The sequence below is a fragment of the Paenibacillus sp. FSL R7-0179 genome, assembly GCF_038002265.1.
In the GTDB taxonomy this organism is placed as follows: domain Bacteria; phylum Bacillota; class Bacilli; order Paenibacillales; family Paenibacillaceae; genus Paenibacillus_AQ.
The window spans coordinates 564,902-591,282 of sequence record NZ_JBBOCC010000002.1; the positions used below are offsets into that span (position 1 = coordinate 564,902).

At 54.3% G+C, this 26,381-nt stretch carries 27 protein-coding genes; 17 read left to right on the forward strand and 10 right to left on the reverse strand.

What is annotated here, in order from left to right; genetic code table 11:
- Window position 1: 1 nt before the first annotated feature.
- Window positions 2–328 (forward strand): YnfA family protein, encoded by a 327-nt coding sequence (locus tag MKX63_RS19150; RefSeq protein WP_036727604.1) that lies wholly within the window; start codon window positions 2–4, stop codon window positions 326–328.
- 493 nt (window positions 329–821) lie between these two features.
- Here the strand turns inward: MKX63_RS19150 and MKX63_RS19155 are convergent, their stop codons facing one another.
- Window positions 822–2,510 carry a methyl-accepting chemotaxis protein gene (locus MKX63_RS19155; protein WP_341019299.1) on the reverse strand — a complete coding sequence of 563 codons (1,689 nt, stop codon included), beginning with the start codon at window positions 2,508–2,510 and terminating at the stop codon, window positions 822–824.
- Between the two features lie 298 nt (window positions 2,511–2,808).
- Between MKX63_RS19155 and MKX63_RS19160 the strand changes: the two genes are divergently transcribed.
- Window positions 2,809–3,516, forward strand: coding sequence for a queuosine precursor transporter (locus MKX63_RS19160; protein ID WP_341019301.1), 708 nt, complete (start codon window positions 2,809–2,811; stop codon window positions 3,514–3,516).
- A 114-nt stretch (window positions 3,517–3,630) separates the two neighbouring features.
- On the opposite strand, the gene MKX63_RS19165 is transcribed toward MKX63_RS19160, so the two are convergent.
- Window positions 3,631–4,725 (reverse strand): M24 family metallopeptidase, encoded by a 1,095-nt coding sequence (locus MKX63_RS19165; RefSeq protein WP_341019303.1) that lies wholly within the window; start codon window positions 4,723–4,725, stop codon window positions 3,631–3,633.
- 174 nt (window positions 4,726–4,899) lie between these two features.
- Between MKX63_RS19165 and MKX63_RS19170 the strand changes: the two genes are divergently transcribed.
- The 3 genes from MKX63_RS19170 to MKX63_RS19180 all read left to right on the forward strand — a co-directional run bounded on the left by MKX63_RS19170 (window position 4,900) and on the right by MKX63_RS19180 (window position 7,690).
- Complete coding sequence (locus MKX63_RS19170; RefSeq protein ID WP_341019305.1) at window positions 4,900–6,105, forward strand: PQQ-dependent sugar dehydrogenase; 1,206 nt, start codon at window positions 4,900–4,902, stop codon at window positions 6,103–6,105.
- A gap of 133 nt (window positions 6,106–6,238) precedes the next feature.
- Entirely contained in the window at window positions 6,239–7,081 is an 843-nt protein-coding gene (locus tag MKX63_RS19175; protein ID WP_341023125.1) for an SDR family oxidoreductase, read from the forward strand.
- 105 nt (window positions 7,082–7,186) lie between these two features.
- Complete coding sequence (locus MKX63_RS19180) at window positions 7,187–7,690, forward strand: GNAT family N-acetyltransferase (protein WP_341019307.1); 504 nt, start codon at window positions 7,187–7,189, stop codon at window positions 7,688–7,690.
- Window positions 7,691–7,709: 19 nt separating this feature from the next.
- On the opposite strand, the gene MKX63_RS19185 is transcribed toward MKX63_RS19180, so the two are convergent.
- Window positions 7,710–8,063, reverse strand: a complete 354-nt coding sequence (locus tag MKX63_RS19185; protein WP_341019310.1) for a winged helix-turn-helix transcriptional regulator — start codon at window positions 8,061–8,063, stop codon at window positions 7,710–7,712.
- Window positions 8,064–8,153: 90 nt separating this feature from the next.
- Between MKX63_RS19185 and MKX63_RS19190 the strand changes: the two genes are divergently transcribed.
- The 8 genes from MKX63_RS19190 to MKX63_RS19225 all read left to right on the forward strand — a co-directional run bounded on the left by MKX63_RS19190 (window position 8,154) and on the right by MKX63_RS19225 (window position 15,829).
- Complete coding sequence (locus tag MKX63_RS19190; protein WP_341019312.1) at window positions 8,154–8,414, forward strand: YqkE family protein; 261 nt, start codon at window positions 8,154–8,156, stop codon at window positions 8,412–8,414.
- Between the two features lie 402 nt (window positions 8,415–8,816).
- A complete protein-coding gene (locus MKX63_RS19195; protein ID WP_341019313.1) occupies window positions 8,817–10,256 on the forward strand; it encodes an RtcB family protein in 1,440 nt (479 codons plus the stop codon).
- A gap of 2 nt (window positions 10,257–10,258) precedes the next feature.
- Window positions 10,259–11,545, forward strand: a complete 1,287-nt coding sequence (locus MKX63_RS19200; protein ID WP_341019315.1) for an ATP-binding protein — start codon at window positions 10,259–10,261, stop codon at window positions 11,543–11,545.
- A 650-nt stretch (window positions 11,546–12,195) separates the two neighbouring features.
- Window positions 12,196–12,723 carry a sigma-70 family RNA polymerase sigma factor gene (locus tag MKX63_RS19205; RefSeq protein ID WP_341019316.1) on the forward strand — a complete coding sequence of 176 codons (528 nt, stop codon included), beginning with the start codon at window positions 12,196–12,198 and terminating at the stop codon, window positions 12,721–12,723.
- Complete coding sequence (locus MKX63_RS19210) at window positions 12,716–13,933, forward strand: anti-sigma factor (RefSeq protein ID WP_341019317.1); 1,218 nt, start codon at window positions 12,716–12,718, stop codon at window positions 13,931–13,933. Before MKX63_RS19205 ends, MKX63_RS19210 begins: the two co-directional genes overlap by 8 nt.
- Before the next feature lie 180 nt (window positions 13,934–14,113).
- Window positions 14,114–14,620, forward strand: coding sequence for a metallophosphoesterase family protein (locus tag MKX63_RS19215; protein ID WP_341019318.1), 507 nt, complete (start codon window positions 14,114–14,116; stop codon window positions 14,618–14,620).
- A gap of 12 nt (window positions 14,621–14,632) precedes the next feature.
- Window positions 14,633–15,094, forward strand: coding sequence for a GNAT family N-acetyltransferase (locus MKX63_RS19220; RefSeq protein ID WP_341019319.1), 462 nt, complete (start codon window positions 14,633–14,635; stop codon window positions 15,092–15,094).
- Window positions 15,095–15,115: 21 nt separating this feature from the next.
- Window positions 15,116–15,829, forward strand: a complete 714-nt coding sequence (locus MKX63_RS19225) for an HAD family hydrolase (RefSeq protein WP_341019320.1) — start codon at window positions 15,116–15,118, stop codon at window positions 15,827–15,829.
- Window positions 15,830–15,923: 94 nt separating this feature from the next.
- On the opposite strand, the gene MKX63_RS19230 is transcribed toward MKX63_RS19225, so the two are convergent.
- Window positions 15,924–17,036 (reverse strand): FAD:protein FMN transferase, encoded by a 1,113-nt coding sequence (locus MKX63_RS19230; protein WP_341019321.1) that lies wholly within the window; start codon window positions 17,034–17,036, stop codon window positions 15,924–15,926.
- Window positions 17,037–17,199: 163 nt separating this feature from the next.
- Here MKX63_RS19230 and MKX63_RS19235 point away from each other — a divergent pair, with 163 nt between their 5' ends.
- Genes MKX63_RS19235 through MKX63_RS19245 form a run of 3 tightly spaced genes read left to right on the forward strand, consistent with a single transcriptional unit; the run spans window position 17,200 to window position 19,727 of the window.
- On the forward strand, window positions 17,200–17,772 hold the full coding sequence (locus tag MKX63_RS19235; protein WP_341019322.1) for a TetR/AcrR family transcriptional regulator: 573 nt from the start codon (window positions 17,200–17,202) through the stop codon (window positions 17,770–17,772).
- A gap of 20 nt (window positions 17,773–17,792) precedes the next feature.
- A complete protein-coding gene (locus MKX63_RS19240) occupies window positions 17,793–17,918 on the forward strand; it encodes a hypothetical protein (protein WP_341019325.1) in 126 nt (41 codons plus the stop codon).
- Window positions 17,919–17,972: 54 nt separating this feature from the next.
- The gene (locus MKX63_RS19245; RefSeq protein WP_341019328.1) at window positions 17,973–19,727 is read left to right on the forward strand and encodes an SGNH/GDSL hydrolase family protein; all 1,755 of its coding nucleotides are present in this window, start codon (window positions 17,973–17,975) and stop codon (window positions 19,725–19,727) included.
- 131 nt (window positions 19,728–19,858) lie between these two features.
- Here the strand turns inward: MKX63_RS19245 and MKX63_RS19250 are convergent, their stop codons facing one another.
- Window positions 19,859–20,791 (reverse strand): glycosyltransferase family A protein, encoded by a 933-nt coding sequence (locus MKX63_RS19250; protein WP_341019330.1) that lies wholly within the window; start codon window positions 20,789–20,791, stop codon window positions 19,859–19,861.
- Between the two features lie 231 nt (window positions 20,792–21,022).
- Here MKX63_RS19250 and MKX63_RS19255 point away from each other — a divergent pair, with 231 nt between their 5' ends.
- Window positions 21,023–21,748, forward strand: coding sequence for a DsbA family oxidoreductase (locus MKX63_RS19255; protein WP_341019332.1), 726 nt, complete (start codon window positions 21,023–21,025; stop codon window positions 21,746–21,748).
- 265 nt (window positions 21,749–22,013) lie between these two features.
- On the opposite strand, the gene MKX63_RS19260 is transcribed toward MKX63_RS19255, so the two are convergent.
- The 5 genes from MKX63_RS19260 to MKX63_RS19280 form a co-directional block, all read right to left on the reverse strand.
- Complete coding sequence (locus tag MKX63_RS19260; protein WP_341019334.1) at window positions 22,014–23,594, reverse strand: oleate hydratase; 1,581 nt, start codon at window positions 23,592–23,594, stop codon at window positions 22,014–22,016.
- A gap of 161 nt (window positions 23,595–23,755) precedes the next feature.
- Window positions 23,756–24,325, reverse strand: a complete 570-nt coding sequence (locus MKX63_RS19265) for a TetR/AcrR family transcriptional regulator (RefSeq protein ID WP_341019335.1) — start codon at window positions 24,323–24,325, stop codon at window positions 23,756–23,758.
- A gap of 25 nt (window positions 24,326–24,350) precedes the next feature.
- Entirely contained in the window at window positions 24,351–24,746 is a 396-nt protein-coding gene (locus tag MKX63_RS19270) for a hypothetical protein (protein ID WP_341019337.1), read from the reverse strand.
- Window positions 24,747–24,770: 24 nt separating this feature from the next.
- Complete coding sequence (locus MKX63_RS19275) at window positions 24,771–25,286, reverse strand: hypothetical protein (RefSeq protein WP_341019338.1); 516 nt, start codon at window positions 25,284–25,286, stop codon at window positions 24,771–24,773.
- 60 nt (window positions 25,287–25,346) lie between these two features.
- On the reverse strand, window positions 25,347–26,318 hold the full coding sequence (locus tag MKX63_RS19280) for an RluA family pseudouridine synthase (RefSeq protein ID WP_341019339.1): 972 nt from the start codon (window positions 26,316–26,318) through the stop codon (window positions 25,347–25,349).
- Between the last annotated feature and the right edge of the window lie 63 nt (window positions 26,319–26,381).

Consider the following 26,381-nt stretch of genomic DNA (forward strand, 5'->3'; position numbering starts at 1 on the left):
GATGCTGCTTGCTGTGCTGCTGTTTGTCGTAGCTGGTCTCGCTGAGATCGGCGGCGGATACCTCGTCTGGCTCTGGCTGCGGGAATCACGCCCGTTATGGTATGGATTGGCAGGCTCGGTTATCCTGATCGCCTATGGTATAATCCCGACCCTGCAGAAGTTCCCTTCGTTTGGCCGGGTGTACGCCGCTTATGGCGGAGTATTCATCGTACTGGCTGTACTGTGGGGCTGGCTGGTGGACCGCAAGACGCCGGATCTCTACGACTGGATCGGAGCCGGCATCTGCGTCATCGGGGTATCCGTCATTTTATGGGCGCCAAGGCACTGAGCAACAACCTTCACTTCTCAAAAAAAAGCAGTTCCAAAGGCTATATCGCCTCGGGAACTGTTTTTTCAATTAGTTAATTGAGTAGTTAGCTGAGTAATTAGTTAGCCGGTCCAACCGGGTAGCGTCAAGGTCAGCATCAGCATCAGTATCAGCATCAAAAATAGTTGGATTTTCGGCACTTGTTCATGCACCACTAGCACCTTGCTAAGCAATAGTTGGAAAAAAGGCACTTAAACAACCTGGAATTACCGAAAAAAGAGAATTCGCTGAAAATAAGTTACACTTCTCCAACTAAAATCCTCCAATGTTCCATAATTACTGAATTAGGATACATTTATCCAACTAAAACCTGCCTTGCTACCCGCTACCCTGTAATTAGTGACTAAACGCTTCCAGAAGCAGCGTTCCCAGAAGCTGGAGGTAGCCAGAATTTCCAGCATTCTAGTACATTTCCTGCGCTCTCGGTATCTCCACATGACCGCGCTTAGCACCCTCAAATCTTAAACTGCTGAGCGGCCTTTTGCAGCTTCACGGCCTGCTGGTAAAGGTGCTCGACGGTCTGGGCGTGGCCCTCCAGCTCCTCATGCTGGCGGGACGAGTTGTCGGCAAGTGTGTCTGCATTCTGCTGCGACTTGGCGGTAATCTGCGCCGTTTCTTCTACAGAGGCGCTGACTTCCTCGGTGCCTGCCGAGATCTGCTGAGTGGCGGCAGAGACCGACTGGATGCTGTGATTGATGCTCTGAATGAGGATCAGCAGGTGGTTAAACGCATTGCCGGCTTCGGCCACCTTGTTCATCCCGGAGGCCACTTCCGCATTGACATGGTTCATTTCGGATACAGACTGGTTCATATCCTCCTGCAGGCTCATCAGGAACTCACGGATCTGCTCATTGGATTCCTTAGACTGCTCGGAGAGCTTGCGCACTTCTCCGGCCACCACAGCGAATCCGCGGCCATGCTCCCCGGCACGGGCGGCCTCAATGGAGGCATTAAGCGACAGCATCTGAATCTGCTTGGTAATCTCGGTAATGCCCTGCACGACCTCACCGATCATCAGTGAGCGTTCGTTCATCAAGCGGAACTGCTCCAGCGATTGTTCGGAGGCCTGCTCTACCTGGCGCATCTGCTCCACTGCACTCTGGGCAATATCATTGCCGCTCTGGGCTTCGGTGGATGCTTCGCTGATCTGCTCGGTGACCTCACCGGCGGCGGAGGCAATATGCTGGATGCCCATATTGATCTCATCCATCGCGCGGGAGTTATCCATCGCGCTGCTGGCAATCATGGTACTGCCCTTGCCGATCTCCTCCACAGAGGCCGCTGAATGTTCAGCCATCTCATTAAGGATCTGGACACGCGTCTTCAGATCATTGGAATCGGCCACTACGGTCCCGGAGGTATCCAGCACATGTCCGATCATCTCCTTCAGGCGTTCACTCATGATGCGGAAGCTCTCGGAGAGCTGTCCAACTTCATCCGTACCTTTGAGAGTCAACGCTTCGGTGAAGTCGCCGCTTGCCAGCTTGTTGCTGTAGGCAGCAAGCTTAGTGATCGGGCGGGTAATTCTGCGGCTCATGAAGCCTGCGGCAGTAACCCCTACCACCAATGCCAACAGGGTAATACCTGCGCTTGTCCACAGGATGCTGCTCATCTTGTCTTTGACGAAGTCCATATCTGCGCTTGCGGCAACAATCATGGTTGTTCCGGGAATGCCGACATAGGCACTTTTATGTATACCGTGGCTATCACTATACATTTCACTAAGTCCTGTTTTTCCTTTGGAGGCTTGCTCCATGGCAGGCGTTACTTCTATCGCTTCATCCGGTTTGAGCTTGGCACCATGATCTGCGGTCAGGACAGTGGCCTGGCCATCCTTCAGATTGATGAGGAAGATCGTATCCACATCCAGCTTTTTACGCTTATCCTCCAGATAGAATTCGACGTTGGTCCTGGCCTGCTCATTCTTGTTCAGGGTCTGCTGCGCACTGGTTGCATTCAGGTTCTTATAGGCATCCTGGGCTGCGGCACTCAGAGACTTGTCGATCTGCGGAATGACATAGCTGTTAATGGTGCCGATAGATATAATGTAGAAGCTGATACTCAGCGTAAGAGAAGTGAGTAGCAGAACGACGAACAGCAACAGCGTAAACTTGCGGCTAATTGATTTTTTGAAGCCAAACATGGCATTCGCTCCTTTTTACGTGAAATGCATCTTAATCTCCATATTCTATAGAATTAACCTCCGGTTGAATAGTGAAAAATTGCTATTTGCTGCATTATTTTCAGAAATACCTGAATATTTAATGACTCTATCACTATTTCGGCAAAAAGAAGCAAGGAATTGCTGCTTTTCTGAAAATTTAAAATTTCATAGCATGTTAGCTTTGTATGTGATAGAGTAGTTATGTTTTGTTTCTTAACTGTGATCCGCGGTTCGTAACCATCCCGCGTAACCAAAACTAGGAGGAATACCAGGCATTATGTTTAACTTGTTGTGGGGCGTTTGTTTTGTTGTCGTTAATTTTGTGTTTTTTCTGCTGTGCTACCGTTTATTCGGTAAAAAAGGGCTCTACGCCTGGGTCGGCATGGCGACCGTAGTCGCTAATATCCAGGTGGCTAAGACCATTGCGATGCCGTTCGATATTGTAATGACGCTGGGCAATACGATGTATGTCACGCTCTATATGACCAGTGACCTGCTCAATGAGCGGTACGGCCGGGCTGAAGCGCGGAGCGCCGTGTGGTTCGGCTTCTTCACACTGCTCATGACGACCGTCATTATGCAGATGGTGCTTGTGTTCAAGCCTCAGGAGACGGACATTGCCCAAGCCGCACTGCAGAGGATATTTGGCCTGATGCCGAGACTTGCGCTGGGCAGTTTGACCGCTTATTTTATCAGCCAGTTCCTGGATGTACGGCTCTATGCCTGGATACGAAAATATTACGGCAGCTCTAAGCAGCTATGGATTCGCTCGAACGGCAGCACGATGATCAGCTCCTTTGTCGATACGCTGATCTTCTGTACGATTGCTTTTGCCGGGACCTATGACATGAAGGTGTGGACCGAGATTCTGCTGACCACCTACCTGTCCAAGTTCATTCTCACGGCCGCCGGCACGCCGGTGCTGTATCTGGGCCGTTCCTTCAAATTCGCCGAAGATGAGCAGAAGTCTGTTATCCGGGAGTAAGCCTCCCGACGATTAAAGCCCCAGCCCCGAAGATCGGGAGACTGGGGCTTTTGTGTGCCGTGATGTATAGCGGACTCGCGCGCTAACTTGAAGCTTCCTGAACGTTCGGCAGAATTACAGGTTAAGCACTGTCCATTCTTTGGGGAAGCTGGTCAGCGTCTGCGGACCTTCGGCGGTGACCAGCACATCGTCCTCAATGCGCACACCGCCGAGACCCGGCACATAAATCCCCGGCTCTACGGTGAAGACGTTGCCGTTCCGGATAATATCCGTATTCAGCCCGTGCAGCGAAGGATACTCATGGGTATCCATGCCCAGCCCGTGTCCGACACGGTGCATGAAGTACTTCCCGTAACCTGCGGCATCAATCACATCACGTGCGGCCTTGTCGACAGAACCGAAGGTCGCTCCAGCTACAGAAGCGGCAATACCCGCTTCGTTAGCGGCGAGCACAGTATTGTAGATGTCTCGCAGCGTGCTGTCTACTTCCCCCACGGCGAAGGTGCGTGTAATGTCCGAGGCGTAGCCTCCGGCATAGACACCCAGGTCGAACATTAACAGGCCGCCCGGCTGAATCAGGCGTTCGCCTGGTACGCCGTGCGGCAGGGCCGTGTTCGAACCGGACAGCACCATCGTGTCGAAGGAGGGGCCGGAGGCGCCGGCTTTTTTCATCAGATACTCCAGCTCCGCTACCAGTTCAATCTCGCTGACTCCGGCTTTGACATGCGCCAGGCCTTGGCGGAGAACCTCCTCCACCAGCTCGGCGGCATGCTTCATGATACGCACTTCCTCCGGGGTCTTGACCGCGCGCATCGCCCGGAGCAGATGGCCGATATCCTGGTAGGAACCGGCGGCGACCGCTTCTGCGAGCAGCTCATAACGGCTGAGCGAGAAGTGTTCCTTCTCGATGCCGATGCTGCCCGGACTTACACTGCCGAAGCGAGACTTCAGCAGAGCGTACGGGTTGTCCGTGTCGCTGTGTGTCAGAATCGTCTTCACCGAGGAGGCGGCATGCGCGGCTTCGGCGTCCAGCGCCGGAACGATCAGCACCGGTTCTTCGCCCCGGATCAGCAGCAGGCCCAGAAAACGTTCATGCGGGTTGCTGGCAAAGCCCGTCAAATAGTACACATGCTTGGGATCGGTTACGAGCAGGGCATCCAGGCTTGCGGCTGTCATGTCCTGCTCCAGTTGTTGCAGAGCTGCATTCATTTCAATAGTTCCCCTTTCATCTACACGCTTGAACAGCAATGTTCCCATTATAATTCATAAAAATGGATGCTGCACCTCCCGTTATCACTGCAGCCTCAGTCGTTTGAGGGAGAGAAGCACAGGGTAATAGTTGCCACAATCAGGATTTGATAATACCTGAAGGAGGTTAGAAACATGGCTGTAACCAAAATACGGCTGCTCTCCCGTACCTGTCTGCTGCGTGTAACACTGGTCTTGATGATGACATTGCTGTCAGCCTGCACTCCCGCTGCACAGGAGGATAGTCTGCAGGAGAATGGGGCAGAAGGCAGTCCGCCGGTCAACGCCCAGCCTGATGAAGCTCCGGGTGTATCCCCGGATTTACCCTATACTGCTGAGACTGTAGCCAGGGGCCTTGAGGTTCCCTGGGAGATGGCGTTTGCAGCGGATGGACGGATTTTCATTACCGAGCGTTCCGGCAGCCTGCGTGTCATGGAGAACGGCAAGCTGCGCGATACTCCGCTGCTGAAGCTCTCGGAACCTTTTGTCAGCAAGGGAGAAGGCGGGCTCTTGGGGCTTGCGCTTGATGCTGATTTTGAGCAGAACGGACGGGCTTATGTCTATCACACCTACCGCACGGAAGAGGGCGAACCGGCGAACCGGGTGCTGCAGATTCAGATTGGAAGAGAAGCAGCAGAGATCAGCCGGGTTCTGCTGGATCACATACCGGGCGACACCAATCATAACGGCGGACGGATCAAGCTCGGGCCGGACGGGAATTTGTACATCACCACAGGTGACCGCTATGAGCCGGAGCTGGCGCAGGACAAGAATAGTCTGGGCGGCAAAATCCTGCGGATTACGCCCGGCGGCTCCATCCCCGAAGACAACCCGTGGCCCGGCTCGCCGGTCTACAGCATGGGTCACCGCAATGCCCAGGGGCTGGCCTGGCAGCCGGAGAGCGGCGCGCTCTACAGCTCCGAGCATGGCCAGTCCAGTCATGATGAGCTGAACCTAATCAAGGCCGGAGCCAACTATGGCTGGCCGCTGATCGAAGGCGATGAGACCGGAGAGGGTCAGCCGAAGCTGACAGCTCCGCTGGCCCACAGCGGTGAGGAGACTTGGGCTCCGTCAGGAATGACCTTCATTACGCAGGGACCCTGGGCCGGTGAGCTGCTGGTTGCCAGTCTGGCCGGGCAGCAGCTCCTAAGGGTATCGCTGCCGCCAGCGGGCGAAGCACCTTCAATAACCAGTCTGTTCAAGGAAAAGTACGGACGAATCCGCAATGTGGCGGAAGGGCCGGATGGCACCCTGTACCTTATGACCAACAACCGCGACGGCAGAGGCGGCCCACAGGCGCAGGATGACCGGCTGATTGCGCTGCGTCCGGACTGGAAGTGAAGAGTGGCGGTTTTTGGACTATGTTAACCCTCTGAAATGATGTAACATGAGCTTAACGCATATACTTACTCGGATTAGGCCAGCCCGGCACAATTGCCGCTAGGGCCTGTATGCAGGAGAGGGGAAGATGTCCATGCAAGGAAAAACAGTGCTGATCACCGGCGCCAACTCCGGGATGGGGCTGGCTACAACCGTAGAAATGGCCCGCAGAGGGGCTACTGTCATTATGGCCTGCCGCAGCCTTAAGCGGGGGGAAGAAGCGCTTGCCGATGCTGTGCGGCAGAGCGGATCCAGCCAGATCCGGCTGATGCTGTGCGATCTCGCTTCCTTCGATAGCATCCGCGCTTTTGCCGGGGAGTTCACTGCCGAGTATCCTGTACTGGATGTTCTAATTAATAACGCAGGAGTGGTAGCACTGAAGCGTGAGCTGACGGCGGACGGCTACGAGCTGGACCTGGGCGTGAATCATCTGGGGCACTTCCTGCTGACCCATCTGCTGCTGGATAATCTCAAGGCTGCTGAACAGGGCCGGATTGTGGTTGTGGCTTCGGGAGCATATAAGCTCGGCAAGCTGTACCTGGAGGATCATACGTTATCCCGCGGCTTCAATCCGGCGAAGGCATACGCCCGCTCCAAGCTGGCGAATATTCTGTTCACCCGTGAGCTGGCTGCGCGCTTGAAGGATACCCGGGTTACGGTGAATTGTCTGCATCCGGGCGCGGTGGGGACGAGTATCGGGGTGAACCGGGAGACTGGTTTTGGGCGCGGAGTACTGAAGCTGCTGTCCCGCTTCTTCCTGACACCTGAGCAGGGAGCAGATACGGCCATCCTGCTGGCGACTGTGCCGGAGCTGGACGGGGTAAGCGGGCAATATTATTACCGCCGCAAGATCAAGGAACTGACGCCGCGGGCGGAGGATACAGAAGCGGGCGCACGATTATGGAAGTGGAGTCTGGAGCAGACGGGGCTTGAATAATGCTGGTTCAGGGTGTTGAAATTGTAGAACTGCTGCGTAATAAGACAGGCTTGCAGTATAATCACTGTATCGGATGCTTATACCACAACTAGGGGGACATATTGGATGGATTGGCAGGCTTACAGTATAGAGGATGCAGTAATAGAGGATTTGGATGCAATTGTGGAGATCTATAATTCGACGGTTGCCGGAAGAGTGGTAACTGCGGATCTTGAACCGGTAAAAGTAGAGGAGCGGGTGGGATGGTTCCATGAGCATAACAGCCATCACCGGCCGCTGTGGGTACTGAGACAGGGTGGCGAGATCGCAGCCTGGTTCAGCTTCCAGTCCTTCTACGGCCGTCCGGCCTATAATGGAACAGCAGAGATTAGTGTCTATGTAAATGAGAAATTCCGCGGCAGCGGTGCGGGAAGCATTCTGCTCGCCAAGGCGGTGGAGGAATGTCCGCGCCTTGGGCTGCAGAATCTGGTCGGGTTCGTATTTGGCCATAATGAGCCCAGCCTCGCCCTGCTGCGGAAGTTCGGCTTCAAGGAGTGGGGACTTTTGCCGGGAGTTGCGGTGCTTGACGGTATCTCGCGCGATCTGGTCATCATTGGCCGCAAGCTGTAAATATATAATTAGACAGGCTTTATTGAGGGTGCGGAGGAGCGCTGAAGGCGGAACGGCATTCCTCTTCCGTAATCCAGGATTCCGACCAGACTTGAAGATCGCGGATGACGGATTCCAGCGCCCGGCCTTTGCCTGTAAGTGAATACTGGATGCGGACGGGGGTCTCAGGGAACACCTCGCGAAGCACGATGCCTTCCTGCTCCAGCTCCTTCAGCCGTTCGGACAGCAGCCTGCCGCTGACAGGCAAGGAAGACTCGATTTCCCCGAAGCGCTGGGGGCCCAAGAGCAGCTGATAGATGATTAAGCCCGTCCAGCGTCTGCCGATAATATCCATGCTTTTTTGTAATCTTGGACATAACTCTGTGGATTTCATTAGGCTCACCTCTTACTGTACATTATAAACGAATTTCCCTGTACCTAAAACAAATTTGAAGGATTATACCCGTATGAAAGGATGATTCCTATGGCAAAAAAGAAGAAGAATACACCGGCCCCTCGCCCGGCGGCAACGGATGCTCCGGCAACCCTGAAGGATATGCTGAGCGGCGAGGTGCTGGAGAAGCTAAAGGCGCAGTCCGATGCGCTCAAGGCTGAAGAACGGGACAAGAAGGAGGCTGCCCTGAAGGCAATCGAGGATAAGCGCAAGGCAGAGCAGAAGCGGCTGGAAAACGATTTCGGCCACCTGCTGGAGAACAGCAATCAGGACTGGTCCAAATTTAAGTAAAATAATTCTTTCCCAGAATAAGGGTTGACAATCTGCTGCAAGGCCATATATTATTGGGTTTATCATTTAGAGAAGGGAGGCTGACGGGTCATGATTGGAACAAATGAACGGAACAGACAGCAGGATCACCAGACAACCGCATATGTACGATCTGATCTCATCGCCTTCGTCCGGAAGACATAATGCGCACGGTTTTGCTGCTGATGTCTGAACTGAATACAGGTGTGCTTTGAATGGGTGCAAGCTTCAACGGGAAGCTGCACTTAGCGCGCCGGGAGCCGCATGATCAGAACTGGTCTGCGGCTCTTTTTTGTGTACCTGGAAACTCGAAATTTGCTTGAACCCCTATGGAACCAAACCAGAAACCCAACCTGAGAGGAAATGAAAATAGATATGATCAGCATGAAGCAACAAGCGGAGGAGATCTCCCGCTATAAACATGAGGTGGCCCTTCCGGGCGGCGATCTCAAAATCTACGCCAGTGAGCAATTATTCGGGACGCTGGATTACAAGGTCCTGGAGATGGCTAACAATAATCTGCAGATTCCCGGCATCGAATATATGAGCTACACCCCGGATGTGCATGTAGGCGTCGGAACCTGCATCGGTACAACCGCAGTCTGGGATGCCGAATCAGGCTATGTGTCGCCGTCCATTGTGGGCAGCGACATCGGCTGCGGGATGCGCGTGCATCTGACCAACCTGCATAAGGATGATCTGCGTGAAGTGAAGCTGCGCCGCAAGCTGGTCCGCGCCATTGAGAAATATCTGCCGATGGAGGCCCAGCAGCGCGGCCACTACAGTGATATCCGGCTGGAGAATATCGTGCGCAAGGGCCTGCACGGCCTGCCGAACAAATATATCCCGGACAGCTACACGCCGAAGAAATCAAGTGCGCTGTCCCACGTGGAGATCAGCAAGCTCGGCTTCGATGAAGAGATTCTGAATGAGCTGCCTGATTTGGCTTGGCACCGGGGCCACCGTCAGCTTGGAACTCTTGGCGGGGGCAACCATTTCGTGGAGATTCAGGCGATTGAGATCGCAGAGGAGCAGCGGGAAGTAGCCGAAGCCTGGGGGCTGAAGGACGGACAGATTGCCGTGATGATCCACTCCGGCTCACGGGCCTGGGGCGGCATGGTCAATCAGTTCTGCACCCCGGCGTTCGCCAAGGTCATGGGCCAGCTGGGGCTGGGCAGCGCCGACCCGCGCCTGATCTTTGCCCCCCTGGCGCATCCGCAGGCTCAGCGCTATGTTAATCTGATGTACTCGGCACTGAACTATGCGGTGGTGAACCGCCACCTGATCGCCTATGGAGTCCGTGAGGGCTTCCGTGACGTCTTCGGCACAAAGTGCGAGCTGCGTACCCTTTACGATCTGATGCACAATTACGCCTGGGAAGAGAAGACTTCCTCAGGCAGCAAGTTCGTCCACCGCAAGGGGGCTACACGCGCTCTGCCAGCAGAGCATGCAGATAATCCGCGCCCTTATGCAGCGACCGGACATCCGGCGCTGATTCCCGGCTCGATGGGCACGGCATCGTATATCATGGTCGGCCAGCCCGGCGGAGAAGAGAATTATTATTCCATCTGCCATGGTGCAGGACGTATCCGCTCCCGCTCGGCCACCAAGCGGCTGGTGAGTGTCCAGGAATTCTCCCGGTCGATGAAGGTGGGGACGGAAGATGAGATTGTTGTGAACCAGCATTCCCTGGAATCTATTATTGACGAATCTCCCCAAGCCTATAAGAATGTAGATGAGATCATAGAAAGCGTTACGGGCGCCGGCCTGGCTGCCGTGGTGGCCAAATGCAAGCCGCTCGCAGCGATAAAGGGGACGAAATAAGGATGGAGCAGGAGAACAAGAAACCGGCTGTAATCTATGAGTATGATGAAGAAAGAGCTGGAATCATCAAAGGCTACGATGTGTACGCCCGTCTGGTGGACGGCATCCTTGAAGCCCTCTTCACCCGGTACGGTGTCCGTTATGAGCTGTATGCCAGCGATGATCCCAACAGCGAATACTGGAAGCTGCTGGAGAACGATGTGCAGAGCGGGAATGCCGGTGTGGAGCATGTAGCGCGGATTTTTGACCGGCTGGAGGACCGGACCTTTGTGTTCGACGATGAGAAGGAGCAGCCGGAGTATCATATCCATCTGTCGGTCCGCAATAATGTGCTCGCTTATCCGGCGATGGGCATTGCACTGGCCCGGGTTCCGGTGTTTCAGGAGAACGGGATTAACTTTCAGGATTATGTGTTTGCCGCATCGGATCAGCAATTGCAGTTCTTCCTTGGCAATGTGCGCAAGCGTCAGCGGGAGCAGAATATCAACAAGGTGACGGTGTTCACCGACCGGCGCAACGGGATTTCCCGGGAGGATGAGCCGATTACGCGTGCGGTTAGGCGTGAAGAGGTGATTTTGGATGCCGGTATCAAAAGAGAGATCTACCGCTCGCTCGACCAGTTCTTCGACAGCGACCGCAGCTTCTATGTCACCTACGATATCCCGTACAAGCGGGGGATTCTGCTCTACGGGCATCCGGGCAACGGCAAGACCACATTGGTCAAATCCATTGCCGGGAGCGTCCCGGGACCGGTGCTCTATTGGCAGATTACCGAATATACGAGCAGCGAATCGGTGAATGAGGTGTTTGAGGCGGCTGCACGGCTGGCACCGATGGTCCTGGTGATCGAGGATATCGATTCCATGCCGCAGGAGGTCCGCTCCTTCTTCCTGAACAAGCTGGACGGTGCCACCTCCAAGGAGGGGATCTTCCTGATCGGCACGACCAATTACCCGGATAAAATCGATCCGGGTCTCATGAACCGCGCCGGACGCTTCGACCGTGCCTATGAGATCAAGATGCCAAGCGAGGCGCTGCGCCTTGAATATCTGCAGCTGCGCGGCTTCTCCGCCTTCGCGGGGGATGAAGGCACGGCCACGGCGGCACGCCTGACCGGAGATTTCTCCCTGACCCAGCTCGGTGAGCTGTATGTCAGTGCCGCCCTGGAATGGCATGAGAACGGTACGGCAGATGTGGAGACTCTTGTATGCGGCATGCGCGGCGAGCTGGACAAGGGCCGCAAGCGGGAATGGATGAAGGATGCCTCGTCCAGCATCGGCTTTTATTGAGCCGCCGGGGAACCGTGGCGGAATAACAAGTACTTGAGGGAGCCGTGAGGCTCCTTTTTGTTCGTAATGTCCAAGAAATGATGACGGGGAGGCGCGTCGGCCAAATGTAATTGGAAAACCGACCACAATGGAACCGAATGCAGCGCATCGACCAAATGTAATCGGAAAACCGACCACAATGGAACCGGATGCAGCGCGTCGGCCAAATGTAATCGGAAAACCGACCACAACCGGACCAGATGCAGCGCGTCGGCCAAATGTAATCGGAAAACCGATCACAATGGAACCGAATGCAGCGCATCGACCAAATGTAATCGGAAAACCGATCACAACTGGACCAGATGCAGCGCGTCGGCCAAATGTAATTGGAAAACCGACCACAATGGAACCAGATGCAGCGCGTCGGCCAAATGTAATCGGAAAACCGACCACAATTGGACCAGATGCAGCGCATCGGCCGAATGTAATCGGAAAACCGATCACAACTGGACCAGATGCAGCGCATCGGCCGAATGTAATCGGAAAACCGATCACATTCTAAATAATCGTATCCATGCTACCTATGGTTCACTTGTTAGGGCGAACTTGTTTAGCGTTCCAAAGTATTAAGGGAATTTCGTGCAGAGATGTAACTTTTCGCGTGCTCATACGTGGATGGAGTAAGAGGGGAGGAGATGGAGCCGAATTCGCTGGATGAACTATATGAACAATATGTTGACGACATCTACCGCTATCTGCGCTCCCTCTGCCAGGACCATCATGCGGCTGAAGATTTAATGCAGGATACCTTTTATCGGGCGTATCTGTATCTGGAGGATTGCCGGGAGGAGCGGATTAAGCCGTGGCTGTTCCGGGTCGCCTATAATGCATTCGTGGATTATACGCGCAAAGAGAAGCGGAGTATAGCGAAGGAAGGCGCATATTTCAGCAGCCTGCCCCACCCGGAGACGACGGAAGGCACTCTGCTGAAGCAGGAACGCTGGGAGGAAGCGGCGCGGACGCTAAGACTGCTGCCGGAGGGGCAGCGTCATGCTCTGCTGCTGCACGATGTGCACGGGCTGAGCTATAAGGAGGCCGCCGGCATTATGGAGGTGGGCTTGTCCCAATACAAGATACTCGTATTCCGCGCCAGGCAGAAGCTGCGTGAGGCGGATCGGAGGAGGAATGAGCATGAGTGAGGAATTTAAAGAGAAGCTGCGCAAATACAGTGAAGGCACTCTCCCGGAGGAAGAGCGTGACGAGGTTGAAAGCGAGCTTGTAAAGCTTGAGGCGTATCAGCTGTATCTGGAGGAGCAGATGGAACGGGAAGAGCAGGACGGGCAGGCCACCGGGAGCTGGACCAAGACAGATGCGCAAGGAAGCGCAGCTCCAGAGTTCAAAAAGGCGAAAACGAAGAAGAAGCGAAGAGAGAAGTCCATTATCCGCCGGGGCAAATGGAAGGCGCGGATCAGCAACACGTTAACAGTATTTTCGATGTTTCTGCTATTTACGGTCATCAGCAGCATTATTACAGCAGTTTTTTACAGCACCGGAGAACGTGGTGACACTTACAGAGATGTGGTGTCATCAGCAATTGCCGTTACCCGTCCCAATACAACGGTGCGGCTGTCAGCGAATGCGCATTATTTTTTCCGGATGGAGTTATCCGGGAATCTGCTGAAGCAGGTGGGCAGCGAGAGAATTCAGGTTGGTAATTATACGCAGAATTTTGTTCTGGGACTGGCCAATATTGGGATGTTTAATTGGGTGGATGAGCAGAACGGGGCTGGAAATGTGTTCTATTATCCGCCTGCGAAGGGGACTGCAGGGGGAGGAGATGACAATTATCAGTGGAAGAGGCTTACCAAGCTTCCTGAAGGTACGGTTGCCGAAGCTTATCTGTCGCTAGACCGTCTGTATACGACCGATGAACTGCTGAAGCAACTGGAGCCGCTGAATCTTCAGCCTGTCTGGTTTGGGGCGGATACCGGACCTTCGACGAGGGATAACGATGTGGTCGTATACCCGCTTGGCTTTCCCTATGATCCCATATGGCACGCAGATGATATGAAGAGATCGGCGGTCACCAAGGAAAAAACAGGCTGGTTCAGCTCCGTATCTACCTACAGCAGCGTGTCGCCTTCCGTTGAAGCATACGGGAGCGGCGAACTGCGGGATGCTAACTTCATCAAGACACTTAGACTGCTGCAGGAGCATCCGAAGCTTACCAGGTCAGCGGCATACATCAATCAGTTAGACACCTCTGTGGCTTATCTGGAGCAGAACGGAGTGAAACTCTACGGTACCGTTGTCACCGGACCGGTCAAGGAACTGCTGAAGCTTCGTGAAGCTTCATGGGTCCGGCATTTGCAGGTGGGCGAAGTCCGGCTGTGGAACTGGACGGAGTGAGGATGGGAATATGAAAAATGGCTGAAGGATCAGATCGTGGTGACCTGCAGCTTCAATTTGCATTCCCGCTTCAGGGCATCGTACAATAATAGAACGTAAACTTGGGTTAGAATATGCAAATGGCTGAGAGTCGCAGTTTACCGCGCTTCTTAGCCATTTTGAATAAGGAGGAGAAGGCAGATGAAGATTGGAGTAGTCTCGGATACACATCTCTCGAGCAGAGCGAAGGGCTTGCCGTCCGTGCTTGTGGAAGAATTCCGCCAGGTGGATATGATTCTGCATTTGGGAGACTGGGTGTCGCCGGAGATCTATGATATGCTGTCCGAGCTTGCCCCGGTGGAGGGGATTGCCGGAAACAACGATGGCTATGAGATTATTGAGCGCTTCGGCGAGAGTAAGATCCTAACGCTAGAGGGCATGCGCATCGGAATGATTCACGGACACGCGCCGTATTCCCGTAAAGGGACGGATGGCAATGCACTGCTGGCCTTTGAAGGCCAGGAGGTGGACTGCATTCTGTTCGGCCATTCCCATCAGCCGCTGATGCGCCGGGAGAACGGGATTCTGCTGTTCAACCCCGGTTCCCCTACAGATAAGCGGCGCGAAAAGCAATATTCCTTCGGTCTGATGGACATTACGGACCGGAAGATCACAGCCCGTCATGTCTTTTATGATTCCAAGGCGTAAGGGGGAGCAGCATTGTTGAACTTTCGGTTTGAACGGGCGGGTCTTGAGGATGTGGGAGAGCTTGCACCGGTATTTGATGAAATAGGCAGCTTTTACGGCCAAGCTGCCGACCTGGAAGCTGCCCGTGAGTTCCTGACAGCAAGACTGCAGCAGGAGGAGTCGGTTGTCTTCATGGCGGTCGCCGGTGAGGGTGAAGACAGGCAGGTTCATGGATTGGCGCAGTTATATCCTTCGTTCTCGTCTATTACGGTGCAGCCGATATGGATTTTGAACGATCTGTACGTGACGCAGGAGCAGCGCGGGCAGGGGCTGGGTTCGCTGCTGCTTGAAGGCGTGAAGGGATACGCGCAGGGGACAGGAGCTAAGGGACTGACACTGTCCACCATGGTGGACAACACAGGTGCCCAGCGTTTATATGAAGCCCATGGATATGTGCGGGACGAGAGTTTTTATAATTATTATTTATATTTCTGAGGTGCTGTTAGGAGAGTTCATGTGACGGATACAAGTAATAAGCTGGCTGTGTTTTTTGATCTGGATGATACGCTGTATGACCACCTGGTTCCCTTCCGGGAAGCGGTACGTGAGGTGCTGGCCCCTGAGGAGGACAAGCTGGATTATGCGGAGCTGTTCTACACGGTAAGACATCACAGTGATTTGCTGTGGCCGAAGTATCTGCGCGGGGAGATGGAGCTGGAGGAGACGCGGGTAATGCGGCTGGAGCTGGCTTTTGCCGAGTATGGCTTGCCGCTCTCCCGGGAGCAGGCTGTGCAGATACAGGCCTCTTATATTGCCCGCCAGTATACGATTGAAATGATCGAAGGCGTAGCGGAGCAATTACATCGGTTCATTAGCCAAGGCCACCCGGTAGGCATTATCACGAACGGGCCGCAGGAGCACCAGATGGGTAAACTGCGCGGACTGGGGATCGACCGGATCATCCCGCAGGAGATGATCTTCATCTCGGATGCTGTCGGCCTGGCGAAGCCGGACCCGGCCATATTCGCCCATGTTAACCGTGCGACGGGAACGACGCCGGAGAACAGCCTCTATGTAGGCGACACCTGGGCCAACGATGTGGTCGGGGCACTGACGGCAGGCTGGCAGGTATGCTGGTACAATCCGCGCGGGCGGAAGCCGGGTACGGACCATACGCCGAGCTACAGTTTCACCAACTATAAGGAATTCAGCGAGCTGCCGCTGGTGTAATGTTCATACACAAAAAGGTGCCCTCCGTGAGCGAAAGGCACCTTTTTGTGTATTTTACCTGGAAGCTACTTAGCCACATCAGCACCACGCTCCGTTAATTAGCGAAGCTATAAGCCGGATCGGTCAGATTCAGCCGTTTTTTCAGCTCAGAGGTGGCGTAGATCTTGTTATCATCCGTAATGAAGAAGGCCTCAACCTTCTCCGGCAGCGCTTCAAGATATTTCATCCCGTCTTCCAGGCCCATGAGGAACACACCGGTGGAAAGAGCGTCCGCGTCTGTCGCATTGGGGCTCATGATAGTGATACTCTTCAGCCCGTTTTGGGAAGGGAAGCCCGTGCGGGGGTCGAGGATATGGTGGTAACGCACCCCGTCCTGCATGAAGAAGCGCTCATACACCCCGGAAGCATCAATGACCTCATCGGTAATTTTAATCGTGCCGAGCTGGGTGCCCCGGCTCTGATCGGGGTCTTGCAAGCCGATATTCCACTGTGAACCGTTGGGTTTGTTGCCCAGGGCGATAATGCTGCTGCCCCCGAGATTGATCATCGCGCTGTTCAGGCCCTGGGCCTTGAGATAGTCGGCGATCCGGTCAGCCGCATAGCCCTTGCCGATTCCGCCCATGTCCAGCACCATGCCTTCTTTGGCTAACTTCACTGTCTTCGTGGCTTCATCTACGATAACATCCTTATAATTGACCAGGCTCCGCGCCTTGTCGATCGCTGCTTGGTCCGGTACACGTTCTCCGCCTTCACCGATGGCCCAGAGATCCACCAGCGGCCCGATGGTCGGATCATACAGCCCGTCCATTTCCTCGGCATACTTGAGGGAGAGCTTCACGATATCCAGCGTTTCATCAGATACGGCAACGGCTTCTTTGCCGGCTGCCCGATTCACTGCGTACAATTCACCGTTCGTTTTGGTGCGGCTGAACTCGATGTCCATCCGTTCCAGCATGGCCTGAATGTCGTCCATATTCTTCTGCTCCACTGTATCGCCGAACACCTTGATATTCACGACGGTGTCATAAATATAAAATGTCTGCTCCAGGGACTTCGTATCGCCGGTTCCGGTAGCAGCAGGGCTGTCTTCAGTCTTGTTGTTGCCTACTGTAAGCCAGATTACCACAGCCGCAGCGATAACAACGACGAGCGCGGCCAGAGTTACAACGGTTTTTTTGTTCTTAGATGTTTTTTTGATTTCAGACATATTCCACCATCCATACAATTAGTTTCGTGGTTGCATCTTTACTATCATACCCCAGAAAGAACGGCAATGGATACTCATTTGGTGACATTTTGTGCGAAAGCGCGGCTTGCCGAAGGGGGAGGCTTGTGATATTTTCAACATATAAAGTAAAGGAGCATGACCTATGTCTATTGACCGTAAAGCGTTAATTCTGCAGGCAGCAACTCTGTCCTTTGTACAATTCGGCTATAAAGCTACGACGATGGATCAGGTATCCAGAATCGCCAATGTGGGCAAGGGTACGATCTATACCTTTTTCAAAACGAAGGAAGAACTGTTCGAGGAAATTCTGGACAAGGCCACATCCGAATTAACATCGGTGATGAGCCGTGTGGCTGCGCAGCAAATTTCTTTCGTACATAAGCTGCTTCATCTGCTGGATTCCATTCTGGAGTTCCGCCTGGACCATGAGCTGTTCGTGAAGCTGGCCCAGGAGGTCCGGGATATCGGTACAGCCCAGGCGCTCGAAGGCGTGAAGCGGATGGAGGGCTACGCGCTGGACTTCCTGCAGCAGCAGATCGAGGAGGCCATCGGGAACGGAGAAGTGAAGGCCTGCGATGCCAGTGTGGCGGCGTTTATGATTCTGCGGATGTATCTGGCGCTGACCACGGAATGGAACAAATCCCATGTGCCGCTGGATCAGGACAAAATCAAAGAGCATATGATTCTGTTCATCTCCACCGGAATGCTGCAATAGTGGCAAACTAGCGAATTGTTGTGATAACTAAACAGAGCTTCAGGTTGTACGTTGAGCTGCTCCAGCCCCCGGGCTATAATGGATTCGTTAATGCAGACTATTATGGCGCAGCTGAAGTCAAGAGCGGGCATGGCGGCGGGGAATAGCTGTCCTGGTCCTGATGGGTGAGAGCGCCTTCAGACAAAGTGAGGCTGATGGATATGGAAGAGTATAGCAGTGGTACCGGGCTTGGCGGGCAGGAGGGTCCGGCGGCACCCCAAGATCCAGTGGAGCGCCGTGACGGCTTCTTCGTCATGTTCGAGACAGCAATCGAAGCGACTGCCCTGGCGGAGGGTAAGCCCTCGCAAGAGGTCTATCTGGAGGGTAATTATCTGATCGATAAGGCCAAATACATAGGCGGGGTTACGGATGAGCAGATGCTGGCGATGCTTAGGGACTGGACCGGCTTCCGCAAGCTGGTGCATAGCATTGGAGTGTCTGTGAAGACGGCGGAGGAAGGGGCTGCGGTCACTTTTCTCATGCAGAATTGGGGCAGAACCAGCAAGTATGAGACCGGCACGCAGCTGCGGGTCCCCTGCCCGGGCGATGGAACGGAAATCCTGGTGAAGCTGGAGGAGACAGAGTGGTCTGAGGAGGATGTGGCTCCCGGCAAATATGCCTTTGAGTTCAACAACGAGGGGGAACTGGCGACAGCGAGCATCGTTCTCTACCTGAATGACGGATACACGGCGCCTGAGCTGACAGCGGAACCTCCGGTAGACTTCGATTCGTCTGCTTACCGCGCGATGATTGCGAAGTCCCTGCTGCATGCGGGCAATAACCGGCGGCTGAAGCGGGCTATGGACAAAGCTGCGCGCGGCGAGGATGTGACGATTGCTTATATTGGCGGGTCCATCACACAGGGTGCAGGGGCCAAGCCGATCCATACAGAATGTTATGCTTATCAGTCGTACTTGAGGTTTAAGGAGCTGCTTTGCAAGGACGGTGGAGAGAATATTCATTTCATCAAGGCCGGGGTTGGCGGGACGCCCTCCGAGCTGGGGATGATCCGCTACGAGCGGGATGTGCTGAGGGATGGTGCAGCCGCTCCTGACATCGTAGTGGTGGAATTTGCTGTGAATGATGAAGGGGACGAGACGAAGGGCAACTGCTTCGAGAGCCTCTGTCTCAAAATCCTGTCTGCCGCAAACCAGCCAGCCGTCATCCTGCTGTTCAGTGTGTTCGTGAACGACTGGAACCTGCAGGACCGCCTCTCCCCGGTAGGCAGACGCTATAATCTCCCGATGGTCAGTATCAAAGATGTAGTAACAGAGCAGTTCCGGCTGAGTAAGGCCGAAGGAAATATCATCTCCAAGCGGCAATTCTTCTACGATATCTATCACCCTACGAATGACGGGCACCGCGTAATGGCGGACTCCCTGGGCTACCTGTTCTCCGAAACCGCCCGGGCGGGGATGGATGAAGAGGAAGAGGATACGCTGACGGGGGCGCCTGTGCTCGGCAATGATTTTGCCCAGGTCCGGCTGCTGGACCGCATAAGTGATCTGGGCAGCGCAGGTGCTGCAATTGCTATTGAAGCAGGCGGCTTCAACGGTACGGATGACGAACTGCAGCAGGTGGAGATGGATGACAACCCGTTCGGCACTCCGCAATTCCCGCATAACTGGATGCACACGGCTGCGTCCGGCGAGGATCGCTTCAGGCTGACAATCACCAGCAAGAATCTGATCCTGGTCTTCAAAGATTCGCGCAGCCCGGATGTGGGCAAGGCGGAGGTCTATGTGGACGGCAAGCTGGTGCTGACGGCAGATCCGCATGTGAATAGCTGGACGCATTGCAACGCTGTGATTCTGTACAAGAATGAGCAGAGCGAGCAGCATATGGTGGAGATCCGGATGGCGCCGGAGGATCAGGAGAAGTGCTTCACCATCCTGGGCTTTGGCTATTCGGCTTAAGAGCTAAGCGGGTAAAAGGGTGTCACCGGGGCAGCACGAAGCTGCTTCGGGGGCACCCTTTTTGTCCGGCCATGAACAGGACAGCGTCTCGGCTTGTGGTACAGAACTTCTGCGACAGCGCGGAAGCCGGCCTAGTCCAGCATGAATTCCCTGTATTTATTCTTGCGGGGATTAAGCACGAACAGAATGCCGCTGGCGTAGCCGGAGACGGCATTGAAGTTCCGCTTGAGCGTAGACTTGACGGTGAGGTAAGACAAGGTCCAGAGCAGAGCTGCATAATTTTTCACGGGTGCTTTGCGCAGATTCAGCAGATAATAATGATTGACTGCGGTCGCCCGGGCGACCCGGCCTGCCTTGTCGCGCGAGCTGGGCGATTCATGATGCATAATTTTCAGCTCCGGGTTAATCACCAGCTTGCCGTATCTGCTCGCCAGATGGCACATATAGATATCGTCCGCCACTGCATAGCTGGTCATCCAGGGGTACGGCTTCATATCCCGCAGAGCCGAGCTGCGGAAGGACATATTGCAGCCATGGAAGAAGTCCGTCTCAAAAATATTCTCCGTCTCCCCCCATAAGAGAAGAGATCCGGCCAGTGTGCTTGCCGACAGTCTGCCTGGTGACGCCGACATTTGACAGGTCAGCCTGCCGAGCAGCTTGCCCGATTTGCTGCTGGAGAGACCCTTGGCGATTCCGCCGACCCCGGCAATGGACGGATCTGAGGCGTAAGTATCGAGCATCCGGCGGATATAGAGCGGATCATCCAGCTCCGCATCGTCATCGAAGCTGAGCAGAATCTCCCCGTCGATGAGCCCGAGAGCCTCGTAGCGGGAGAGCCAGACACCGGGCTTGGTTTTGCGGTAATAACATAGACTGGCATCCGGAAGACGCCCGAGCACCTCACGGAAATACTCCAGCACCCGTTCTTCGATCTCACCGTCGTCCACAATCAGCAGTTCGATGGAGACATTCTCCAGTCCGGTTTGCGCGCCGATGGATTCAATGCAGAGGGTCAGATCGCTGATCCGGTTACGCGTGGGAATGACTATAGACAGGTCATGCATGCCGCTGACTCCTTTCGGGACGCCATAGACCGTCCGCTTTGTATTAAAGATGTTGCTCTAATTTTACCTGTCCGGCCGGGTGGACGTATATACCTCTTTCGTTTACTTTTCTCCGGGAAGCCGCAGGGAAGAGGGATGCGGGGCGTTCAGAAAGTTTGTTTGTAATTTTCGGTTTTTAACTATATAATAGTAAGTGAATTGCAAGTCCATTACCATTCAGGAGGAATACCCATGAGAATAGATATATGGTCTGATTATGCCTGCCCGTTCTGCTATATCGGCAAAAGACGGCTGGAGCACGCGCTGAGCCAATTCCCCGGCCGTGACCAGGTGGAGGTTGTGTTCCGCAGCTTCCAGCTGGACCCGAATGCACGCACCGATGAGACGAGAGATATTCATGAGCTGCTGGCCAGCAAATACGGCATGACCCGTGACAAGGCCAAGGAGATGAACGCACAACTGGCTGAGCAGGCGAAGGGTGTGGGTCTGGAGTTCAATTTCGATACGATTCAGTCCACGAATACCTTCGATGCTCACCGCTTGAGCCACTATGCCGCTACTCAGGGCAAGGCTGCGCAGATGACTGAACGGCTGCTGCGCGCATACTTCACAGATTCACTGAATGTGGGTGACCGCCAAGTGCTGGCTGAGCTGGCTGACGAGGCCGGACTGGATCAGGCCAAAGTGGCTGAGGTGCTCGACAGTGAGGCTTACGGCGACCGGGTCCAGGCTGACATTGAAGCTGCCCGGCAGCTGAACATCACCGGCGTTCCGTTCTTCGTCTTCAATAATAAGTACGCCGTATCCGGTGCACAGCCGGGTCCGGTCTTTACTGAAGTCCTGGATACGGTATGGGCGGAGGAACAGAAGGGTCCAGAGCTTCAAGTGGTCGGCCAGCCGAAAACCGGGGCTGCACCGTCTGCTGACGGCTGTGATGACGGTTCCTGCAGCATCTGATTGCGATCAGTGGCTGGCTTCAGGTAAGCGTTGCAGCGTTCTGCGCCGGGACGAACGAGTCTGGTTACGGACTACAGTTCCGCTAATTGCGCCAAAAGGCTATTTTAGGCGGCTTGCCGGACTCAGAGGGCGTTATGCATAGGTTTTGGAAGCGGAATTGCAGGATATTCGGGCCTACCTTGGCAAGTTTGCAACAAATGGACGCACGAAACCCCCGCCGCATGAAATTCATGCAGCGGGGGTTTTTATTAGCTGGATCATTCCGTTACCGGAACGAAGTCACCAGACTGGAGAACAGGGTGCGCACATCGTTCTGGTACGCATTGATCGGCTCTACCGGACGATTCACGCTGAACAGGGTGTAGACGGCGATGCGGGCGGCACGGACGGAGTATTCTTCTGTGAAAACAATATCGTCCGGGATCTCACAGTATTGGCCGATAAAGGCCAGATTGGTTGAGCCTTCAGGCACCACCCGCGGCCGGTCGCTGTTCAGGCGCGGCATGAACTGGGAGGTGATATACGGCATCATGCAGGGAATACAGTTGGCGGTAGCCATGATCTCTTCCTTATGCGCCTCGAAGTGCAGATGTCCGATCAGCTCCTCCATAATCTCCTCGCCGGTGCAGTCGCACATTTTTTTGTGCACATAATCGCCGACCTTGTCCGGGTACAGGCCATATCCCCAGAAGACCCTGACATGCTCCGGCTGGTTGCGGAAATGCGGCTGGAACGCCAGCACGACCGACATGAACCAACTGGAATCCTTGAACGTTACGAGTGCGCCGGTTCCGGCCCGGTTGCGGGTGAACTTCTCCATCAGGTCGAAGAACTTCGAGTCCTGGAAGGTCACCGTGAAGGATTCCCATTTGGATTCGTCTACATGATCGTCGAAGGAAGAGGGATTACCTAGCCCCGGCTTCTTCGCGGCGATCGTCTCCCACAGCTTCCAAGAGCTGCCCTTACCGTTCAGGCCGGGAGCGGAGGTCATCGATCCGAGGCTTGCGCCTTCGGTCATCGAGCCGTTCGTCACAATTACGCGGTCGCCTTCATGAACCTGGATCGTGTCCTCCACGCCCTCGCGGACCACCTTCATCGCTGTCACAGTAATGCCGTCGCCATCTTTGAATTCCAGATCGGTTACGGTACATTTCAAGGTGAAATCTACGCCCAGCGGCTCCAGATATTGATACAGCGGCAGAATGATGGAATCATATTGGTTGTATGGGGTACGGGTTACGCCTTCAAGCGTTTGAATTCTAGGGAACTCGTGCATGAAGCGGAGCATATAACGCTTGAACTCAACCGCACTATGCCAAGGCTGGAAGGCAAAGGTGGTTGCCCACATGTACCAGAAGTTCGTTGTGAAGAAATGCGGTCCGAACCAGTCGTTAATCCGCAAGGTGCCCATGGCTGGCTCCGGCGTCATGATCAGCTTGCCCAGGGCCAGGCGGTCTGCCATATCGAAGCCCATGGAGGTGACGTCCTCAACCTCACCCTTGCTGTTGATCAGCCGTGCCTGGCCGCGGGTCGGATTGGACTCGTCGAATTGAACGATTTCTTCCCGCAGCGTCATACCCGGCTGGTCAATGGACGGAATGGTACTTAATAGCTCCCACAGGTTCTCATAGGTCTCATCGTTCAGCATCCGGCCGCCGCGAATGACATATCCATGCTCTGCATCGCCGGCACCGTCATTGCTGCCGCCAAGGATCTTCATCTCTTCAATAATGTGAATGTTCTGTCCGGGAAAATTGCAGTCTCTAACCAGATAGGCCGCACCCGCAAGAGATGCAATGCCACCGCCTACGAAATATACCTGCTCGTTACCGTACTCTTTTTTCACTGATTACCGCCTCCATAGATTTGCTTGAATACTGGACCTGAACCGAGTGTAATCCAGTCCCGCTCTGGAGGGTATCATCAAAGCGCTTGATCTGTATAAAATTTGGACATATGGAACAAAGTGTAACATTTTTGGGGTAAAAAAAAGCCGGAGCCCTAAGGCTACGACAGAATATTCTCATATTTATGCAGTGCCTTCAGAAAGTTCCCTTCAATCAGGACGCTCAGCTTCTCAATCATCAGCCCCGGCGGCTCCTTCATCCCGTCCTGCATCCACTGAATGATTAGTCCGGTGAAGGCCAGTGTGTAAAAGTTGGCGATGAACCGCTTATCCGATGTCCCGACATTCAGCCCGGCGGCCAGCTCGTTGATGACGCCCATGACGAGATCATTCGTCACCTCATACAGATATGCGTCCAGATGCCTCCGTCCGAGGGAGTCCAAGGTGTTGCAGCAGAACGCCTTATTGTTCTCGATATAGCAGAATATCCGGTAGAATCCGTCAGTCCACGTACTGTAGCTGCGGTACTGGGCAATGCTCTCGACAGCCTCCGTCTTGTAGATCCAGCCCAGCAAATCATAGATATCCTGAAAATGATAATAAAAGGTCTGCCGGTTCACACCGCAATCCTCGACCAGATGCCGGACAGAGATTTTGTTCATCGGAAGATGGGCCATCAGGTCCTTGAGCGAGCGGGCGAGCGCATTTTTGGTCAGCAGGGAATTAGACATAGGGGTCATCAGCTCCTAACAGGAATCAGCGTGTGCGCCAATAGTGTATCAGCAGGCGGCCGCCCTCGGCGATCAGACCCAGAGCGAAGCCGCCTGCTGTAAACAGGCCGAAGGACAGAAAGCCCGCAAGATCCTCGAAGCCCGACATCTCACGGTAAGTGTACATGTACATCATGAAGATTCCCGCCACAGTTCCAGCAGTTGAGAAGATCCACACAAGCTGCGCACCCAACCAGCCGAATCCGTTGACTATACCGGAGATGACAAGGGCAAGGATCGCCCAGCGTAGGGCAAGAATAGAGTTGAAAGGCTCACCTAACCATATATACCTGTGCAGAATCAGCAGTAGCCATAGCAGCAGCGCATAACCGGCAGACCATGCCAGCCAGCGGCCCGTCCGGGCAGGAGGCAGGAAATTCATTATCAGCTCACCCCATGTATAGCGTTATACCTCTTCCAGCTCCTCTGCGCTCTGCAGCAGAAACTTCAAGAGGTTCGGAAGATCTTCCATTTGCTCTTCGGTAATTTGCCGTTTGAATTGCAGTTCAACACAGTTGTTGTACGTATCCTCCGTCTGTCCATAGCGGAAGCTGAGCGATTGCACAGGCTGGAATTCAGGTCCCCAGATTCGGGTCAGAATCTCTTCAATCGTGGAGCACTGCTCATTTACATCCTGGATCTCCAGATAAAAGCGTAAGAAAAGACTGCATCCCGGGTCGCTGCCCGGCGTCTCCAGAATCTCATCGCCAAGGTCCTTCACTGTGGACTGGAGCAGAATCTCCGACGTCACATTCAGGCCTCCGGTCAGCTTGAAAGCGAGGCTGAACTCCCGCGACATCAGCGCGAGATTGAGAGAATCGGACCGGTCTGTTACAACTAGAATCCCATCCAGATTATCGAAGTCGTAGATCTGGTTCTCCAGGGCAATTTTGATATTGTCAAAAACAGTAGGGTGGAACAAGAGCGCACCTTCTTATCGTTTCTCTATTATGCTTCGCTGTCAGCACTTACAGCTTAGGGATTAGTTCGTAGGTGCCGGTGCCGTGTATTTCAGAAAAGTCTTCGGGATCGCACTCTCAAACGTCAGAATCTCGCCTGTGGTCGGATGAACGAACGAGAGCACACGGGCATGCAGGCCGAGACGGCCGACCGCCTTGGTCTCTGCGCCGTACTTCTTGTCCCCGGCAATCGGATGGCCGATGTCGGACATATGGACACGGATCTGATTCTTCCGTCCGGTCTCTAAGTGCACCTCCAGCAGAGAGAAGTGGCGGTTCGCCTGGATCAGCTTATAGCGGGTTACGGCATGCAGTCCGTCTCCCTCATGCGGACTGGAGTACATCTTCAGCGTGGAGGTCTCCTTCAGCCAGGAGCTGATTGTGCCTTCGGATTTCTTGACCGCGCCCTCCACCAGCGCCACGTAGGAGCGTTCCTTGACGGTTTCCTTCCAGCTGTTCTGAAGCTGCTGCTGAATCGCCTCGCTGCGGGCAAACATCATGACGCCCGAGGTATCACGGTCCAGCCGGTGCACCACATAGACGCGGTTCTTCGGACTACTCAGGCGGACATGCTCCATCAGCTGGCGGTAAGCCGTCAGTTCATTGTCTTCTCCGGTAGCGATGGACAGGAGGCCCGCATCCTTCTGAATCACAATAATGTCGTCATCCTCATGGACAATGGTCAGTCCGAGCAGTTCCTTGGCTTCGGCAGGCTTCTCCTGGTCAATCGTTACGGTCTGTCCCGGATGGAGCTGGTGGTTATGCTTCGTCACCGGCTTGCCGTTCACAGCAACCTGGCCGCGGGAAAGCATGGATTTGATCGAGTTGCGCCCCTTATTCGTAATTGTCTTCAGCAGAAAAGCAAGCAGCTCCGCAGGCTCCGCTACCGTATAGGATTTGGGTGCAGCTGCCGGCTTGGCCGGGGCTCCCGATCTGATTCCCTGTTTATGGTTAGAGGTTCTGTTCCCCTGATTTCTGGTTCTTCTTGTATTCATGACCGCATTCTCCGTCCTTTAATAGGTTACTCCTCAATATACCATGGGCCGTGAAGAAATACT

Coding starts and splice junctions, on each gene's coding strand:
- MKX63_RS19150 (WP_036727604.1), top strand. CDS start 2: ATGCTGCTTGCTGTGCTGCTGTTTGTCGTAGCTGGTCTCGCTGAGATC.
- MKX63_RS19155 (WP_341019299.1), bottom strand. CDS start 2,510: ATGTTTGGCTTCAAAAAATCAATTAGCCGCAAGTTTACGCTGTTGCTG.
- MKX63_RS19160 (WP_341019301.1), top strand. CDS start 2,809: ATGTTTAACTTGTTGTGGGGCGTTTGTTTTGTTGTCGTTAATTTTGTG.
- MKX63_RS19165 (WP_341019303.1), bottom strand. CDS start 4,725: ATGAATGCAGCTCTGCAACAACTGGAGCAGGACATGACAGCCGCAAGC.
- MKX63_RS19170 (WP_341019305.1), top strand. CDS start 4,900: ATGGCTGTAACCAAAATACGGCTGCTCTCCCGTACCTGTCTGCTGCGT.
- MKX63_RS19175 (WP_341023125.1), top strand. CDS start 6,239: ATGCAAGGAAAAACAGTGCTGATCACCGGCGCCAACTCCGGGATGGGG.
- MKX63_RS19180 (WP_341019307.1), top strand. CDS start 7,187: ATGGATTGGCAGGCTTACAGTATAGAGGATGCAGTAATAGAGGATTTG.
- MKX63_RS19185 (WP_341019310.1), bottom strand. CDS start 8,063: ATGAAATCCACAGAGTTATGTCCAAGATTACAAAAAAGCATGGATATT.
- MKX63_RS19190 (WP_341019312.1), top strand. CDS start 8,154: ATGGCAAAAAAGAAGAAGAATACACCGGCCCCTCGCCCGGCGGCAACG.
- MKX63_RS19195 (WP_341019313.1), top strand. CDS start 8,817: ATGAAGCAACAAGCGGAGGAGATCTCCCGCTATAAACATGAGGTGGCC.
- MKX63_RS19200 (WP_341019315.1), top strand. CDS start 10,259: ATGGAGCAGGAGAACAAGAAACCGGCTGTAATCTATGAGTATGATGAA.
- MKX63_RS19210 (WP_341019317.1), top strand. CDS start 12,716: ATGAGTGAGGAATTTAAAGAGAAGCTGCGCAAATACAGTGAAGGCACT.
- MKX63_RS19215 (WP_341019318.1), top strand. CDS start 14,114: ATGAAGATTGGAGTAGTCTCGGATACACATCTCTCGAGCAGAGCGAAG.
- MKX63_RS19230 (WP_341019321.1), bottom strand. CDS start 17,036: ATGTCTGAAATCAAAAAAACATCTAAGAACAAAAAAACCGTTGTAACT.
- MKX63_RS19235 (WP_341019322.1), top strand. CDS start 17,200: ATGTCTATTGACCGTAAAGCGTTAATTCTGCAGGCAGCAACTCTGTCC.
- MKX63_RS19245 (WP_341019328.1), top strand. CDS start 17,973: ATGGAAGAGTATAGCAGTGGTACCGGGCTTGGCGGGCAGGAGGGTCCG.
- MKX63_RS19250 (WP_341019330.1), bottom strand. CDS start 20,791: ATGCATGACCTGTCTATAGTCATTCCCACGCGTAACCGGATCAGCGAT.
- MKX63_RS19255 (WP_341019332.1), top strand. CDS start 21,023: ATGAGAATAGATATATGGTCTGATTATGCCTGCCCGTTCTGCTATATC.
- MKX63_RS19265 (WP_341019335.1), bottom strand. CDS start 24,325: ATGTCTAATTCCCTGCTGACCAAAAATGCGCTCGCCCGCTCGCTCAAG.
- MKX63_RS19270 (WP_341019337.1), bottom strand. CDS start 24,746: ATGAATTTCCTGCCTCCTGCCCGGACGGGCCGCTGGCTGGCATGGTCT.
- MKX63_RS19280 (WP_341019339.1), bottom strand. CDS start 26,318: ATGAATACAAGAAGAACCAGAAATCAGGGGAACAGAACCTCTAACCAT.